This is a genomic window from Bradyrhizobium australafricanum (genome assembly GCF_020329495.1).
Lineage (GTDB): Bacteria > Pseudomonadota > Alphaproteobacteria > Rhizobiales > Xanthobacteraceae > Bradyrhizobium > Bradyrhizobium australafricanum.
Genome location: NZ_JAGKJL010000002.1, coordinates 33988 through 50634 on the forward strand (window position 1 = coordinate 33988; position 16647 = coordinate 50634).

Annotated in this window: 10 protein-coding genes; 8 read left to right on the plus strand and 2 right to left on the minus strand. The window is 65.3% G+C overall.

The genetic code is table 11. From position 1 onward, the window contains the following. Positions 1-11 precede the first annotated feature (11 nt). From J6525_RS02010 to J6525_RS02040, 7 genes are all read left to right on the plus strand, one after another. Positions 12-1097 (plus strand): malate/lactate/ureidoglycolate dehydrogenase, encoded by a 1086-nt coding sequence (locus tag J6525_RS02010; RefSeq protein ID WP_225641666.1) that lies wholly within the window; start codon positions 12-14, stop codon positions 1095-1097. A gap of 40 nt (positions 1098-1137) precedes the next feature. Next, positions 1138-1914 (plus strand): HpcH/HpaI aldolase family protein, encoded by a 777-nt coding sequence (locus J6525_RS02015; RefSeq protein ID WP_018270573.1) that lies wholly within the window; start codon positions 1138-1140, stop codon positions 1912-1914. A 235-nt stretch (positions 1915-2149) separates the two neighbouring features. Beyond that, entirely contained in the window at positions 2150-3673 is a 1524-nt protein-coding gene (locus J6525_RS02020; RefSeq protein ID WP_225641668.1) for a D-arabinonate dehydratase, read from the plus strand. A gap of 313 nt (positions 3674-3986) precedes the next feature. Further along, positions 3987-4490, plus strand: a complete 504-nt coding sequence (locus tag J6525_RS02025) for a GDSL-type esterase/lipase family protein (RefSeq protein WP_225641670.1) — start codon at positions 3987-3989, stop codon at positions 4488-4490. 226 nt (positions 4491-4716) lie between these two features. Next, on the plus strand, positions 4717-7974 hold the full coding sequence (locus J6525_RS02030) for a transglutaminase family protein (protein ID WP_225641672.1): 3258 nt from the start codon (positions 4717-4719) through the stop codon (positions 7972-7974). A 20-nt stretch (positions 7975-7994) separates the two neighbouring features. After that, on the plus strand, positions 7995-10538 hold the full coding sequence (locus J6525_RS02035; protein ID WP_225641674.1) for a circularly permuted type 2 ATP-grasp protein: 2544 nt from the start codon (positions 7995-7997) through the stop codon (positions 10536-10538). Further along, complete coding sequence (locus J6525_RS02040; protein ID WP_225641676.1) at positions 10535-11413, plus strand: transglutaminase family protein; 879 nt, start codon at positions 10535-10537, stop codon at positions 11411-11413. Before J6525_RS02035 ends, J6525_RS02040 begins: the two co-directional genes overlap by 4 nt. A 46-nt stretch (positions 11414-11459) precedes the next feature. Here J6525_RS02040 and J6525_RS02045 read toward each other — a convergent pair whose 3' ends face one another. Further along, positions 11460-12962, minus strand: a complete 1503-nt coding sequence (locus tag J6525_RS02045; protein ID WP_225641678.1) for a sensor domain-containing diguanylate cyclase — start codon at positions 12960-12962, stop codon at positions 11460-11462. 164 nt (positions 12963-13126) lie between these two features. Then, positions 13127-14833 (minus strand): methyl-accepting chemotaxis protein, encoded by a 1707-nt coding sequence (locus tag J6525_RS02050; protein WP_225641680.1) that lies wholly within the window; start codon positions 14831-14833, stop codon positions 13127-13129. A gap of 338 nt (positions 14834-15171) precedes the next feature. On the opposite strand from J6525_RS02050, the gene J6525_RS02055 reads away from it, so the two are divergent. Further along, a complete protein-coding gene (locus J6525_RS02055; RefSeq protein ID WP_225641682.1) occupies positions 15172-16554 on the plus strand; it encodes an ethanolamine ammonia-lyase subunit EutB in 1383 nt (460 codons plus the stop codon). Positions 16555-16647: the final 93 nt, after the last annotated feature.

A 16647-nucleotide genomic window follows, 5' to 3' on the forward strand; every position in this document is an offset into this window, starting at 1 on the left:
GCTGGTTTTTCATGGTCACCATCAAGGTCGATAACCTCATCAACTTCGTCTCCGAGGTGTTTTCCCATTCGGAGTCCTCTCCGGAAGAGGCGAAGCGCATCGCGACCTACCTGACGACAGCGAACCTCACCGGGCATGACAGCCACGGCGTGATTCGCGTGCCCGTTTATGTCAGGTGGAAGAAGATGGGCTCGATCGTGCCGAACCAGACTCCCGAGGTGGTGGTCGACACGCCGTCGCTCGCGGTGGTCGACGGCAAGTTCGGCTATGGCCAGACCGTCACGCCGGTTGCGGTCAGACTCGGCATCGAGAAGTGCAAGAAGGCGGGGCTCGCCGCGGTCGCGCTGCGCAACTCCGGTCATCTCGGCCGCGTCGGCGACTGGGCCGAGATGGCCGCCGCCGAAGGTCTTGTTTCAATTCATTTCGTGACCGCGGCCGGCTCGCTGCTGGTTGCACCTTACGGTGGCGTCGAGAAGCGCCTGTCCACGGCGCCGTATTGCGTCGGCATTCCGCGTCAGGGCCAGGATCCGATCGTGCTCGATTTTGCGACCTCGGTTGTCGCTGAGGGCAAGTGCTTGGTGGCAAGCCGCGGCGGCAAGAAGCTGCCGATCGGCGCGCTCGTCGATGCCGACGGCACGCTGAGCGAGGATCCGCACGTGCTGTATGGGCCATACACGCCGGACGGACCGCGCGACCACACCAAGGGAACTGGCGCGATCCGCGCCTTCGGCGATCACAAGGGCTCGGGTCTCGCCTTCATCTGCGAACTGCTGGGCGGCGCGCTGACCGGCACCGGTGCGACGTCGTCGGACCGGCGCTTCGCCAACGGCATGATGGCGTTCTACATCGACCCCAAGGTGATCGACACCAGCAATTTCTTCGACGACGAAATCACCCGCTACACCGATTTCATCCGCGCCACCAAGCCGATCGCGGGGACAGATTCCGTGCTGGTTCCGGGCGATCCCGAGCGGAAAACCCGCGCCGATCGCACCAGGAATGGCATCCCCTTGCCTGACGACACCTGGGCGGCGATAGTGAATACCGCGCGCGAAGTCGGCGTCAGCGAAGTTTCTATCCAGCGGGCGACCAGCTGAACGCTCGTCCCCCAATAAACCGCAAAGGGAAACGCGATCAATGGCAAACAAGGTCAAGCAAGTCTGGGCATCGGGCAAGGCGGTGGTGAACGCGTGGCTCGCGATCCCCTCGGGATTCTCCGCCGAAGTGATCGCGCAATGCGGCTTCGACAGCGTCACCGTCGACATGCAGCACGGTGTGCAAGATTATCAGTCGATGGTGCAGTGCTTTCAGTCGATGCACGCCCATCCGGTGACGCCGATGGTCCGCGTGCCCTGGAATGAGCCCGGCATCATCGGCAAGGTGCTGGACGGCGGCGCCTATGGCGTGATCTGCCCGATGGTCAACACACCGCAGGAAGCCAAGAACCTCGTCTCCTACGCCAAGTATCCACCGAAGGGCGTGCGCTCCAACGGCCCGATCCGCGCCGGCATGTACGGCTCGGCCGGCACCTATCAGCAGACCGCCAACGACGAGATCGTGCTGCTGCCGATGATGGAGACCAAGACCGCGGTCGAGAACATGGAAGCGATCCTCGATGTCGAAGGCATCGACGGCGTCTATATCGGCCCGTCCGATCTCGGCTTCTCCTACGGCCTGGTGCCGAAGCTCGATCGCGACGAGCCGGAGATCCTCAAGATCTACGAGAAGATCATCAAGGAATGCGGCAAGCGCGGCCTCAATCCGGGCATCCACTGCTCGGGCGCCGAAGGTGCGGTGCGCGCGATCAACATGGGCTTCAAGCTCGTGACGCTGTCGAACGAGGTCGGCCTGATGCAGGTCTACGCCAAGATGCAGGTCAACGCGACCCGCGAGAAGTCCGGCGGCAAGGCGTAAGTTCTGTCCGCGATGTTAGCTCTGCTCCCTCGCCCCGCTTTCTTGTCCGCCGAAGCCCGCCTTCGGGCGAAGGCGGATGCGGGGAGAGGGTTGGGGTGAGGGGCCTCTATCCGGCGAGCACCGTCTTTGTAATTGGCAATGTGCGTCGCCCCTCACCCGAGTTCTCGCTGTGCGAGAATTCGACCTCTCCCCGTAAAGGACGGGGAGAGGTGACTAACTCCAAAGGAGAACTCCGATGGCCTCGGCACAAGTGATCCGCCTGCACGCCGACGACAGCGTCCTGATCGCGCGCGCGAGCCTGCCGCCAGGGCTGGAGGTCGCCGATGGCGTCACGACGGTCGATCGCATTCCGGCTGGCCATAAGGTCGCGACCAAGCCGATCGCGCAAGGCGAGCCGATCCGGCGCTACGGCCAGATCATCGGCTTTGCGACCCAGGCGATTGCGCCCGGCCAGCACGTGCATACGCAGAACTGCGGCATGGGCGATTTCGCCAAGGATTATGCCTATGGCGTCGACGTCAAGCCGGTGCCGAACTTCGATCTGCCGGCGACCTTCGAAGGCATCCGCCGCGCCGACGGCCGCGTCGCGACCCGCAACTATATCGGCATCCTCACCTCGGTGAATTGCAGCGCCCATGTCGCCGGCATCGTGGCCGACATGTTCAAGAAGAATCCGTTCACCGGCGACAATCCGCTCGCCGATTACCCGAATGTCGACGGCGTCGTCGCGCTGACCCACAAGACCGGCTGCGGCATGACCCAGGACGAGCCCTTGGCGCTGCTCCGCCGCACGCTCGGCGGCTATGCGCGGCACGTCAATTTCTCCAACGTCATTGTGCTCGGCCTCGGCTGCGAGGTGAACCAGATCGGCGGCCTGATGCAGGAGCAGAAGCTTGCGGGCCGGCTGCGCGCGATGGACATCCAGGAGGTCGGCGGCACCCGCAAGACGGTGGAAGCCGGCGTTGCCTTCGTGAAGGAGGCGCTCGCCGATGCCAACAAGGTCAAGCGCGAGGCGGTGCCGGCGAGCGAACTCACCGTGGCGCTGCAATGCGGTGGCTCGGATGGTTACTCCGGCGTATCCGCCAATCCGGCGCTCGGCGCGGCGAGCGATTTGCTGGTCCGTCACGGCGGCACCGTGATCCTCTCGGAGACGCCCGAGACCTATGGCGCGGAGCATCTTCTGACTCGCCGCGCCGTCAGCCGCGAGGTCGGCGAGAAGCTGGTCGGCCTGATGCGCTGGTGGGAGGAGTACACCCAGCGTGAGGGCGCTGAAATGAACGCCAATCCGAGCCCCGGCAACAAGGCCGGCGGGCTCACCACAATCCTTGAGAAGTCGCTGGGCGCGATGGCCAAGGCCGGCAGCACCAACCTCGTCGACGTCCTCAACTACGCCGAGCCCGTCACCAAGAAGGGCTTTGTGTTCATGGACACGCCGGGCTACGACCCGGTCGCCGCGACCGGGCAGGTCGCCGGCGGCGCCAACCTCGTCTGCTTCACCACCGGCCGCGGCAGCGTGTTCGGCTGCAAGCCGGCGCCGTCGATCAAGCTCGCGACCAACACGCCGATGTACAAGCGGATGGAAGACGACATGGACGTCAATTGCGGCACTATCCTCGACGGCGAGGAGAGCGTGCAGGAATGCGGCCAGCGCATCTTCGACCTCATCCTCAAGACCGCCTCGGGCCAGCCGACCAAGAGCGAGAGCTTTGACTTCGGCGGCGCCGAATTCGCGCCGTGGGTGCTGGGCGCGACGATGTAATTTAGAGCCACGATCTAGCCTTTCACTCCGCCGTCGTCCCTGCGAAAGCACTAGTGCATGCACACATCTTCTGGAATCTTTTCAACGACTTGGTCCAAGACCGCAGAGAAACAACGCATTTTTGCTGAAACCTACTTGCGGAATTGCGTCGTCGGGACCCAACCAAGTCATTGATCAAGAGTCGGTTTTTCGGCTCGAAAAGATGTGTGCATGCACTAGTGCTTTCGCAGGGACGACAAGGAAGTACGTTGGCGAATGAAGCTTCCCGGACTACGCTGCGCTCCATCCAGGCTAAGGACGGGTGGAAGGAAGCATGCGCGCGCGTCGGTGGGGAATTGTTGGATGCATCGCATTTCTCGCCGCTTTGAGTCTCGGCGTCGGTTCGGCTGACGCCGCAACCATAGTCGCTCTTGGCGCGAGCAATACCTACGGCAAGGGCGTGGCGCGCAACCAGGCCTATCCCGCGCAGCTCGAAGCGATCTTGCGGACGAAGGGATTGAACGTCCGTGTCGTGAATGCCGGCATCAACGGCGACACCACGGAAGGGATGCTGCAACGCCTCGACCGGGCCGTCCCGAACGGGACCCGCGCGGTGATTCTCCAGCCGGGCGGCAATGATCGACGCAAGGGCAGCCCTGACCGGACAGCGGATATTCAAAGTCGCCTCAGCACCCGCGGCATCGCGGTGATCATGCTCCCTAACGGGATGCTGGGTGGACTCCCCCATCAGCCCGATGGTGTGCATTTGACCCCCGACGGCTATCACATGCTCGCCGAGCAACTCGCGTCGCAGGTATCCGGCGCGATCGGCCGCTAGCAATCGCGTAGTCCGGATGAAGCCAACGGGTCGCGCGATTGCGCGCCCGATGACAGGCTCCGCGCAATCCGGGACTCTTCCTGCGGATGAAGACCCCGGATTTCGCTTTCGCTCCATCCGGGCTACTGATCACGCCCTTACCTTGGGCACGCCGTGCCCGTTGTTAGTGCTTGATGTCGACCGGAACCAGTGTTCTGCTCAAAAAAGCTGCTGGAGCCCTCGGTCCGTGTCGATATCCGTCGCACTGCATCACGTCACGCACTACAAATACGACCGGCCGATCGATCTCGGGCCTCAGACCATTCGGCTTCGGCCCGCGCCGCATACGCGCACGCCGATCACGAGCTATTCGCTCAAGGTCTCGCCCGCCAATCACTTCGTGAACTGGCAACAGGACCCGCAGGGCAACTGGCTGGCGCGCTACGTCTTTCCCGAGAAGACCACCGAGCTCAAGGTCGAGGTCGATTTCACCGCTGACATGACGGTGGTCAATCCGTTCGACTTCTTCGTCGAGCCCTATGCCAACAGCTTTCCGTTCGAATATCCCGGCGATCTCAAGACCGAGCTCGCGTCCTATCTCGAGACCGATGAGCCCGAGCCACTGCTCGCGGCTTACCTGAAGGAGATTCCGCGCCAGGCCGACAGCACCGTCAACTTCCTGGTCGAGCTGAACGCGCAGCTACAGAAAAAGATCAGCTACGTCATCCGCATGGAGGCCGGCATCCAGACGCCGGAGGAGACGCTGGCCGCGGGCTCCGGCTCCTGCCGCGACTCGGCGTGGCTCTTGATCCAGACGCTGCGCCACCTCGGGCTCGCCGCGCGTTTCGTCTCCGGCTATCTCATTCAGCTGCGACCGGACATCGATCCGCTCGAGGGGCCGCGCGAGGTCGAGAGCGATTTCACCGACCTGCACGCCTGGGCCGAGGTCTATCTGCCGGGCGCGGGCTGGATCGGTCTCGACGTCACCTCCGGCATGCTGACGGGCGAGGGCCACATCCCGGTCTGTGCCACGCCACACTATCGCTCGGCCGCGCCGGTGACCGGCACCGCGGGTGTCGCCAATGTCGAATTCGGCTTCGAGATGAGCGTCAAGCGCATCGGCGAGGCGCCGCGCATCACCAAACCATTCTCCGATGAATCCTGGGCGCGGCTCGACCGGCTCGGCGAGCAGGTCGATGCCGATCTGAGGAAAGACGATGTGCGCCTGACCATGGGCGGCGAGCCGACCTTCGTTTCGGTCGACGATCTGGAATCGCCGGAGTGGAATGTTGCCGCGGTCGGTCCGACCAAGCGCGCGCTCGCCGACGAATTGATCCGCAAGCTGCGCACGCGGTTCGCGCCGGGCGGCCTGCTGCATTACGGCCAGGGCAAATGGTATCCCGGCGAGAGCCTGCCGCGCTGGGCGTTCGGTCTGTACTGGCGCAAGGACGGCAAGCCGATCTGGAAGAATGCCGAGTTGATCGCCGGCATCGAGAATTCGCGCAGGGCCGAGATCGCGGAGGCCCAGCGTTTCGTCGAAGTAACAGCAACCAAGCTTGGTCTCGGCGCCGACTATGCCATGCCGGCTTATGAAGACCCCGCCTTCTGGCTGCAGCGTGAGGCCGGCCTGCCGGCCAATGTCAGCCCGGCGAATTCCAAGCTGACCGATCCGGAAGAGCGCGCCCGGATGGCGCGGGTGTTCGACGAGGGGCTGACCACGCCGAAAGGTTACGTGCTGCCGATCCAGCGCTGGAGCCCGCTCGGCGATCGCGTGCCGGCACGCTGGCGCAGCGAGCGCTGGAAGATCCGGCGCAGCCATCTGTTCCTGTCACCCGGCGACTCGCCGCTGGGCTTGCGGCTTCCGATCGCCTCGCTCGAATATGTGCCGCCGGACGATTATCCCTACGTCGTCGAACGCGATCCGATGGCGCCGCGCGACGTGCTTTCCGACGAGCTGCAGCAAGCCTTGAAGGAGATTCCCGAGCCGCTGCCGGTGCGCACCGCGATGTCGATCGAGGTTCGCGACGGCGTGCTGTGCGCTTTCATGCCGCCGGTCGAGAAGGTCGAGGATTATCTCGACCTGATCGCAGCGATCGAAGCCGCCGCCGAGGAGCTGCAGCTGCAAGTCCATGTCGAAGGTTACCCGCCGCCTTTCGATCCGCGCATCGAGGTGATCAAGGTGACGCCGGATCCCGGCGTGATCGAGATCAACGTGCAGCCGGCGCAAAGCTGGCGCGAGGCCGTCGACATCACGCTCGGCCTCTATGAGGACTCCGCCAAGACGCGGTTAGGGGCCAACCGTTTCCTGATCGACGGCCGCCACACCGGCACCGGCGGCGGCAACCACATCGTGGTCGGCGGCAGCAGGCCGGAGGATTCTCCGTTCCTGCGCCGGCCCGATCTGTTGAAAAGCCTCGTGCTGTACTGGCAGCGTCATCCGTCGCTGTCCTATCTGTTTTCCGGCATGTTCATCGGCCCGACCAGCCAGGCGCCGCGCATCGACGAGGCGCGGCATGACGGCCTCTATGAGCTGGAGATCGCGCTGTCGCACGTGCCGCCGCCGGGCATGGACGCGCCGCTGTGGCTGGTCGACCGCTTGTTCCGGCATATCCTGGTCGACATCACCGGCAACACCCATCGCGCCGAGATCTGCATCGACAAGCTCTATTCGCCCGACGGCCCGACCGGCCGGCTCGGCCTCGTCGAATTCCGCGCGCTCGAAATGCCGCCCGACCCGCGGATGTCGCTGGCGCAGCAACTGTTGATCCGCGCGCTGATCGCAAAGCTGTGGCGTGAGCCGCAGCAGGGCCGGTTCGTGCGCTGGGGCACCGCGCTGCATGACCGCTTCATGCTGCCGCATTTCCTCTGGGAGGATTTTCTCGGCGTCCTCGCCGAGCTCAAGCAATCCGGCTACGACGTCGAGCCGGAATGGTACCAGGCGCAACTTGAATTCCGTTTCCCCGCCTTCGGCCGCGTTCATCATGGTGGCGTCGGTCTCGAACTGCGGCAGGCGCTCGAACCCTGGCATGTGCTGGGCGAGGAGGGCACCTCGGGCGGCACCGTGCGCTACGTCGATTCGTCGGTCGAGCGTCTGCAGGTGAAGGCGACCGGATTCGTCGAGGGGCGCCATGTCATCACCTGCAACGGCAGACGGATGCCGATGACCGAGACCGGCCGTGCCGGCGAGGCGGTCGCCGGTGTTCGTTTCAAGGCCTGGCAGCCGGCCTCCGGCCTGCATCCGACCATTCCCGTGCATGCGCCGCTGACGTTTGACCTGATCGACACCTGGAACGGCCGCTCGCTCGGCGGCTGCGTCTATCATGTCGCCCATCCCGGCGGCCGCAACTACGAGACCAAGCCGGTCAATTCCTACGAGGCCGAGGCGCGGCGGCTGGCGCGCTTCCAGGAGCACGGCCATACCCCGGGCAAGATCGAGACGCCGCCGGAGGAACGCACAATTGAGTTTCCCTTGACCCTCGACTTGCGGACGCCGCTCCTGCACTAATTGTGTCAAGGGGAAGTGGAATGTCCGCATCGGGTGGCCAAGGCAATAGTCAAGGCAGCAGTCAGGAGAGCAGGGCCCGTCCCGGTCAGCGCCGGATGGCGCAGTGGACCCGCGACTATGTCCGGCTGCCCGGCATTCCCGACGAGTATATTGCAGACAACGGCGCGCCGCGGCCGGTCTGGGCCCGCTTCTTCGACGCCTTTGCCGCGCTGTCGCCGGCCGATATCGAGCGCCGCTTCGCCTCCGCCGATCGCCATCTGCATGAGGCCGGCGTCACCTATCGCGCGCCGGGCGACACTTCCGACCGGATCTGGCCGCTCAGCCATCTGCCGCTGATCATCGATGCGGCGGACTGGCGGCAGCTCGCCGCCGGCGTCGCGCAACGCGCGCAGCTTCTGGAGATGGTGCTGGCCGATCTCTACGGCGAAGGGCGGCTTGTTGCCGACGGCGCCATCCCCGCGGCGGCGATTGCCGGCAGCAGCGAGTATCTGCGCGCGGTCAGCGGCATCAAGCCGCCGGGGGGCCGCTATCTGCATCTCTATGCCGCCGACATCGGCCGCGGGCCCGACGGCCGCTGGTGGGTGCTCGGCGATCGCACGCAGGCACCGTCGGGCGCGGGCTACGCGCTGGAAAACCGCCTGGTGCTGTCGCGCGCCTTTTCCAATCTCTACAAGTCGATGAATGTCGAGCGCGTCGCGCCGTTCTTCGAGGCGTTCCGCGATTCGCTGCGCGCCAGCGCTGATCGCGACGAGCCGCGGATCGGCCTGCTGACGCCCGGCGCGTTCAGCGAGACCTACTTCGAGCACGCCACGCTGGCGCGCTATCTCGGTTTCCTGCTGGTCGAGGGCGACGATCTCGCGGTCTCAGGCGATCGCGTCCACATCCGCACCGTCGCCGGGCTGAAGCGGCTCGACGTGCTGCTGCGCCGGGTCGATTCCAACATGCTCGATCCGCTCGAGCTCGACGCGTCCTCCTATCTCGGCGTGCCCGGGCTTGTCGAGGTTCTCCGCAAGGGCGGCGTCGTGGTCGCCAACATGCCGGGCTCCGGCGTGATGGAGGCGAGGGCGCTGCTCGGCTTCCTGCCCAATCTGTGCCGGCGCCTGCTCTCTGAAGACCTGATGATGCCGCACATCGCGACCTGGTGGTGCGGCCAGAAATCCGCGCGCGAGCATGTGCTGTCGCGGCTCGACGAGTTCGCGATCGAAGGCGCCTATGGCCGCGGCGTTGCGGATTTTCCCGGCAACGGACCGGTGCTCCCGGGCGAATTGTCAGCCGTGGACCGCGACCGCCTGAAGGATGCCATCAGCCATCGCGGCATCGATTATGTCGGTCAGGAGCTGGTGCGGCTGTCGACCACGCCGGTATGGGAGAACGGTCGCATCGCGCCGCGTCCGTTCGTGTTGCGGGTGTTCGCAGCGGCGACGCCGAGCGGCTGGACTGTGCTGCCCGGCGGCTTCTGCCGGATTGCCGATCGGGCCGATGCGCGCGCGGTGTCGATGGGCGATGGCGCGGTGTCCGCCGATGTCTGGGTGGTCTCCGACAAGGCGGTTGAGACCTCGACCCTGCTGCCGGCGGTCGACACCGTCCGCATCCGCCGCATCGCCGGCGTGCTGCCGAGCCGCGCCGCCGACAATCTGTTCTGGCTCGGCCGCTATCTGGAGCGTGCCGAGGCCACCATCCGGCTGATCCGCGCGCTGTGCACGCCGCTGCGCGATCCTGCGCGCGCGAATTCGAACGGCTCGGCGCCGGCGATGCATTCGGCCGAGCGCATCCAGCGCATGCTGGTCGCCTGGGGCGCGGCCTCGCAGACCGCGCGCGCCAATCTCGCCAAGGTCGCGCTCGAAGCGTTGCAGAGCGAGGAGAAATTCGGTTCGGCGCTGTCGCTGGTGCGATCCGCGCAGCGCACGGCGACCTCGCTCCGCGAGCGGCTGTCGCCGGACGCCTGGCAGGTCATCACCGAGATGGCTGATCGGCTGGCCATCGAAGTTCATGACGATGACGGCGTCGTCAGCGCCGCCGAGCTGACCCTGCAGGAGCTCGCAAGCTTCGCCGGCCTCGCGCAGGAAAACATGAACCGCGCCGCCGGCTGGCGCTTCCTCGAGATGGGACGTCGCGCCGAGCGCGCCGTCAACACCACGCGCTTTGCCCGTCAGTTCGCCTATGACGAAGCCGGTGACGAGGACCTCGACGTTCTGCTCACGCTGGTGGACTGCCAGATCACTTATCGCTCGCGCTATCTGGTGCAGCCGCTGCTCGCACCGGTGCGCGATCTGGCGGTGCTCGACCCCTATAATCCGCGCTCGGTCGCATTCCAGGTCGCGGCGCTGAACGAGCATGTTGCCGCGCTGCCGAGCCTGAAGGAGCATGGCCTGATCGAGCGGCCGCAGCGTCTTGCCGTCGCGGTCGAGGCAATGCTCACAACGGCTGAAGCCTCGAGCCTCGACGTCAAGACGCTGTTCGCGCTGGAGCAGGATCTGCTCAACCTCGCCGACGCGATCGGGCTGCATTACTTCCCGCACGGACCGAATGCCAGCCGGCCGGAGAAGCTCACGGGGCTGGCGTGATCTACGACATCCGTCACGTCACGACTTATAGCTACGAGACCCAGGTCAGCTTCGCGCGCTGCTCGCTGCGGCTGGAGCCGGTCACTGGCGACGGGCAGCAGCTGATCTCGCATTCGGTCGAGATCCGTCCGAGGCCCGCGGAACGCACCGCAAGGCGCGACTTCTTCGGCACGCTCACTGAAAGCGTCCTGATCGAGACCGCGCATCGCAGTCTGCGCATCGATGCCCGCTCGCGGGTCTCGGTGGCGCGGCAGCCGCCGGCGCGCGACGCCGCCAGTCCGCCCTGGGAGGACGTGCGTGACAACGCGTTCGAGGCGTTGAGCCTCGATGCGGCCTCGCCGGTCGGCTACGTCTTTGCCAGCGCGCTGGTGCCGGTGCTACGGCCCGTGACGGCCTACGCTTCCGCGAGCTTCTCGCCCGGTGGTGGCATCCTCACCGGGGCTGCCGACCTGATGCGCCGTATCCGCAACGACTTCAAATACGATCCCAAGGCGACCGTGATCTCGACGCCGCTTCGCGACGTGTTCGAAAAGCGACATGGCGTGTGCCAGGACTTTGCCCATGTGATGATCGCGGGGCTGCGCGGCCTCGGCCTGCCCGCGGCCTATGTCAGCGGCTATTTGCGCACCATTCCGCCGCCGGGCCAGCCACGGCTGCAGGGCGCGGACGCCACCCATGCCTGGGTCTCGGTCTGGTGCGGCAGCGCGCTCGGCTGGGTCGGGTTCGACCCGACCAACGATCTGATGGTCGGAAGCGACCACATCATTCTCGCCATCGGCCGCGACTTTGCCGACGTCTCGCCGGTCGATGGCGTCATCGTCGGCGCGCGCAAGCAGAAGCTCGCCGTTGCGGTCGACGTGCTGCCGGTGGAGTGAGCGAGGCGGGCGGGCGGCGCGTTCGATCGTGCCAATGCGGTCGCGATCAGGCGACGTGCCGCTTGCCCGATTTGTCCCACCCGATCGGGCTCACGATGATGCGGTCGCGGCCTTCACGCTTGGCCTGATAGAGCGCAAGGTCCGCGGCCTTGAGCAGATCGCGCGACGTGCGCTCGTGGTCCGGGACGAGGCAGGACAATCCGATGCTGACGGTCGGCAATTCAGGCTCGGATTCCCGCGCAGCCGCCAGCTTGGTGCGAATCCGTTCGGCAATTTCCAGGGCGCCCGTCTTGCCGATGCCCGGCAGCAACACCGAAAACTCCTCGCCGCCATAGCGGGCACCGAGATCAGTTGCACGCTTGGCGCTGCCTGCAATGCACCATCCCACGGTGGTGAGCACGGCGTCGCCGGCCTGATGCCCGTACGTGTCGTTGTAGATCTTGAAATGATCGACGTCGATCATCAGAAGCGAGACCGGCGCCTTTGCGCGCATGCCACGGCGCCATTCTACGTCAAGGGTATCGTCAAGGCGGCGGCGGTTGGCTAGGCCTGTCAGTGCATCCGTGTTCGCGAGGTGCGCGAGCCGGTCTTCCGCGGCGGCCCGCCGTTTGAGAGCGGCCACCAGGTAGAACATCAGCACGATCGAGAAGCCGCAGAGCGCTGCAACCACGCTGCCGATCAGCCAGAGCTGTTGCCACCAGTCGGCATAGATGCCGTCGAGCGCGAGACCCTCGGCGATGAGCAGGCGATTGTGTCCGACCGCCTGGAAAACATAGAGCCGGCTGACATGATCGACGATCGATTTCGTGACGTAGGAGCCGGATTGTCGTGCCGGAAATTGCTTGAAGACCAGAGAGTCCTTGATGCTTTGCCCGATCTTGCTGATGTCGAACGGGGCGCGCATCAGTATGACGCCATCGCTGTTGAACAGCGCCATGCTGTCGCCGAAGCCGAAGTTCAGCTTGCGAAACAGATTGTGGAAATAGCTGAGTCGCATGCTGCCCGCGACCACGCCGGCAAAGGAACCGTCGTCATTGTTGATGCGGCGGCTGAGGCTGATCAGATATTCGCCGTCAGAGGTAATCCACGGAGCGCTGATGAACAGCCCGCTGTCCGCTCGCGTCTGATGTGCCCGGAAGAAGTCTCGATCGGCGAGATTTGCGGCCCGCGGCGTCACTGACTTGGAATCGAGCGTGACGTCCCCCGCCGCATTCAGCACGAGGATCGAGCCGAGGTCCTTGGCCGTGGCGGCGCGGTCGAACAGCACGACCTGACGAAGCTCCGGGCTGATCTTGCCGAGCTCCGGCAGCTTGACGCCGTCGGCGACGGCCTGGAGCGAGAGGTCGTAAAGGTCGATGTTGCGGTCGATCTCGCTGGCGATGGAGGCGACGAGGTTGGTCGCACCTTGCTTCGCATGCTGATAGTCCTTGCCCGCCATCTCCCAGAGGATGGATGCGCAGATCGCCGAAAAGCAGAGAACGAGGCCGATCCCGAGCGCAAGGAGCCGTTTGGTCGGCACTGCCTTCGGCTTTGGCAAAAGCCCGTTCATTGCTTGCTTCCACTTCCCCGCGCCCTCGCGCAGCGACGCTTTTCTATGGAGGCATCAAATTGAGAAATGCGACCCGAAGCGGAGGCAATTTGCGTCCGTGCGTTGGGAGAGTCTTAACCATCCGGATTGCCGGGGCCCTTTCGCAGGGCCCGCCACATCGCCGCTCAGGTTCCGGTCCGCTGCAGGCCGTCGGCCGCGTCGCCGCGCAGGTTGCGGAAGAACTGCTCGACCTCGCGCGACAGCGTCTCGGCAGTTGTGGTCAGATCGTTCGAGGCCGCGAGCACCGATTCCGCCGCCTTGCTGGTCTGGTCCATGTCATCGCGGAGCGAGCCGACATTGGTAACCAGGGTCTCGTTGCCCTGGGCGGCCATCTGGGCATTGGCGGAGATTTCGCGCGTCGCCGCGTCCTGCTGGCCGACCGCGCTCGCGATGTTCGCGGTGACGTTGCTGATCTCGCGCACCGCCTGGCCGATCTCGCGCACGGCGGCCACCGAGTTGCGGGTCGAGGCCTGGATCAGGCCCACATTCTCGCTGATCTCGGCGGTTGCCTTCGCGGTCTGGCCGGCCAGCGCCTTGACCTCATGCGCGACGACGGCGAAGCCACGGCCGGCATCGCCGGCGCGGGCGGCTTCGATGGTGGCGTTGAGGGCGAGCAGGTTGGTCTGCTCGGCGATCGCCTGGATCAGGCTCAGCACCCCGTCGATGCGCTGGGTGGTGGCGGCAAGGCCCTCGATCTCGGTGATCGAGCGGTCGGTGCGCGCACCGGCCTGATCGACTGCGCCGGACGACTGCTTGACCTGGCGGCCGATCTCCTCGACCGAGGCGGAGAGTTCTTCGGCTGCGCCCGCCACCGCGGAGACGTTGCTCGAAGCCTGTTCGGTGGCGCCTGCCGCCGCCACCGCGCGGCCGCTGGCGTCCGACGCGACGGTTGCGATGGTCTGCGCGGTTTGACGCATCGTCGCGGCGTTGTCGTGCACCGCGCGGAGCACCTCGCCGATCGTGCCACGGAACGCTTCGACGAAGGTCTCGATATGCCGGCCGCGCGCGTCGCGCGCCTCGGAATCCTGTACGACCTGCGCGTTGAGGCTGCGATTGCGGTCCATCGCCTCCTGGAAGACCTTGATGGCGCGTGCCAGTGCGCCGATCTCGTCGCTGCGCCCGACATGCGGTACTTCGACATGGTCGGTGCCCTCGGCGACGCGCTTGATCGTCATGGTGATCTGCGACAGCGGCCGGGCCACCGAGCGGGCGATGATCAGCACGCCGAGTACCACCACAATCAAGGCCAGGGCGCCGAGGCCGGTCAGCACCAGCGCCATCGTGCGGTTGGTGTCGGTCTCCCGCGCCAGCTTCTTGCTGCGCTCGGCATAGACCTTGGAGAGCGCCTCGAGATCCTTGTTCAGCGCGGTGCGCACGTCGCGGTTGGCGTCGTTGTCGCCCCACTCCCGCCCGGCTGCGGCGCCGATCTCGATGCCGCGGCGTACCAGCTCCTTGCGGAAATCGATGAACTGCTCGATGCGCTTCTTGAACACCGCGAACTGGGCGGCGTCGTCGGCCTGCACCAGCGTTTCCCAGTTCTTGACCACGCCGAGAATGCGTTCGTTGAACGCCAGCAGCCCGTCGCCGTATTTCTTCACCGCTGCCGGGTCGGTCGACATGTAGATGCCGCGGGATTCCATCACCACGGCGTAGACCAGTGAATTGACCCGCTCGACATTGAGTGCGGCACGGCTTGCGAGGTCGACGGCCTCGGTCAGCTCGGCATTACGCCGCGCATTGTATTCGGACAGGAAGGTGATGGCCGCGGTCAGCGCCGCAATCAGCGCAAACGTCGAGTACAGCCTGGCAGCAAGCGAGAATCGGGACGCCATTGGAGGCCGGGACATGGAGATGGGGAATGTGACGGGGGCGGGCATTGCGGGGCACTCCAAGAGGCCGGGGAGTACCTTCGGCCGATTAAAGCTTATGCAAAATTTTCATGGACAATTTCTTAACGCGCGAGATTTGTGCAGCCGCAACCGTTAAAATCTGTAAATAATCCCAATGCCTTATGGGCCGCTTTGAGTCTGCCGGGTGCTCGCGGCTTGCGGTCGTGCCGAGGCTGCGCCGCCGTTACCGGCAAAGGCGCCAGCACGCGGGGCGAAGCCGATGGCACGCCTTTCGCAAAGAGGTGCTAGATTGCGCTGCCCCAGCCCGCGACGAACCCCTCATGCTCTATCGTCACACCATCGACGCCACCAATTACGCATTCGACGATCTGCGCATCCTGCTTGCCAAGGCCTCGCCGCCGCGTTCAGGCGACCGCCTGGCCGGCATCGTCGCCGACAGCGCGGAGGAGATGATCGCAGCGCGGCTTGCGCTGGCCAATGTTCCGCTCAAACAATTCCTCGATGAGCCTGTCATTCCCTATGAGGCTGACGAAGTCACCCGCCTGATCCTCGACAGCCACGACGTTGCCGGCTTTCTGCCGGTGTCGTCGCTCACCGTCGGCGGATTCCGCGACTGGCTGCTGTCGGATGCCGCCAGCGGGGAAGCGATCAAGAAGATCTCGCGCGGCATCACGCCAGAGATGGTTGCGGCGGTGTCGAAGCTGATGCGCAACCAGGATCTGATCTTGGTCGCGAAGAAATGCGAGGTGACGACCCGCTTCCGCAACACCACCGGTTTGCGCGGGCGAATGAGCACGCGGCTGCAGCCGAACCATCCCTTCGACGATCCCAAGGGCATCACCGCCTCGATTCTCGACGGGCTGCTGCTGGGAGCGGGCGATGCCTGCATCGGCATCAATCCGGCGAGCGACGACCCGAACGTCATCGGCACGCTGCTGCGGCTGTTGGACGACATCATCACGCGATTCGAGATTCCGACGCAGGGCTGCGTGCTGACCCATGTCACGACCACGCTCGGACTGATCGGGCAGGGGCTGCCGGTCGATCTCGTGTTCCAGTCGATCGCCGGCACCGAGGCGGCCAATCGCAGTTTCGGCGTCGACCTCTCGCTGTTGCGGGAGGCCCGGGAAGCCGGGCTGTCGCTGCGCCGCGGCACGGTCGGTGACAATGTGATGTATTTCGAGACCGGGCAGGGCTCAGCGCTGTCCGCCAATGCCCATCACCAGGTCGACCAGCAGACCTGCGAGGCGCGGGCCTATGCGGTGGCGCGTGCGTTCGAACCGCTGCTCGTCAACAGCGTGGTCGGCTTCATCGGTCCTGAGTACCTCTATGACGGCAAGGAAATCATCCGCGCCGGGCTCGAGGACCACTTCTGCGGCAAGCTGCTCGGCCTGCCGCTCGGGATCGACGTCTGCTACACCAACCACGCCGAGGCGGATCAGGACGACATGGACAATCTCCTGACGCTGCTCGCGGCCGCCGGCGTGAACTTCATCATGGGCGTGCCGGGCGCGGATGACGTCATGCTGAACTATCAGTCGACATCGTTTCACGATGCGCTCTATGTCCGCGACCTTTTCGGCCTGAGGCGGGCCCCCGAATTCGACGACTGGCTCGCGCGCGTCGGCCTTGCCGGGCAGGACTTCCGCCTCGTGGCCGATGCGGAGCGGCTGCCCGACCTCGCTGCCAGGCTCCTGACCTGAGGGGGATAGCGAAATTCTGCAGAGCAACTATCTCGTCGTTATGACGTTAAGTAGTGCCACAATGTTGAAGAATTTCTGGCCCAGCGTTCCGCG